This is a genomic window from Vibrio sp. 1402 (genome assembly GCF_033340275.1).
Window position 1 is genome coordinate 1 of the sequence record NZ_JAWOWE010000210.1, and the last position, 753, is coordinate 753.

Annotated in this window: 1 protein-coding gene; it reads right to left on the minus strand. The window is 45.6% G+C overall.

All coding sequences use genetic code 11. From position 1 onward, the window contains the following. Nucleotides 1–753 (minus strand): SctU family type III secretion system export apparatus subunit VscU (gene vscU / locus R7044_RS25130; protein WP_225455987.1); only part of this gene is annotated, 753 nt, incomplete at both ends.

The following is a 753-nucleotide window of genomic DNA, read 5'->3' on the forward strand; positions in this document are numbered from 1 at the left end:
ATTGCAATCATGCGTTTAGCCATCGCATCGGTTTCCATCAGAGTGATGACAGGTAACGGTGTTTCGCCTTTTTTGTAGTACAGACCAACCGCGATGTGAGTCGGGTTCGTTACTAATACGTTGGAGCGCTTAACGTTTTCGCGTTGATTAGAAGCTTGAAGTTCTTGATGAAGCTGACGGCGTTTACTTTTGATCTCCGGGCTGCCTTCCATCTCTTTGTATTCACGTTTCACTTCGTCCTTGCTCATTTTGAGCTTCTTCGTGTGGTCAAACTTTTGGTAGGCAAAATCTGCCGCAGCTATCACAACAAAACCAACCGATGAAATGATCATCAATTGTTTAATCATAACTCCCGTCACCGCAGGGACACATTCCAATCCACAAGTTGGAATTTGCATTAAGGTGTTGATGTTGCCCCGCAATGTAACCCAAATGATGCAGGAAAGCAGAGATACCTTGAGTATCGACTTGATGAACTCAATGACGCTTTTTAGCGAGAAGATGCGCTTTGCGCCCTCGACAGGGTTTATTTTCTTAATGTCGGGCTTGATGGACTCGCCACTAAAAAGAAAACCAAACTGTCCCATGTTAGAAAAAATCGCGATAAGCGCTGCGACCAAAATAATTGGCGCGAGGAGGTAGGCCATCTCTTTGGCGATAGCGATGGCAACATCGATCAATGCGTCTTGAAAGCCTTGATATGCGAGCTCGCTTGGCAGCAAAAGTAGGGCAGAGATGTGCGACATGTAGTAA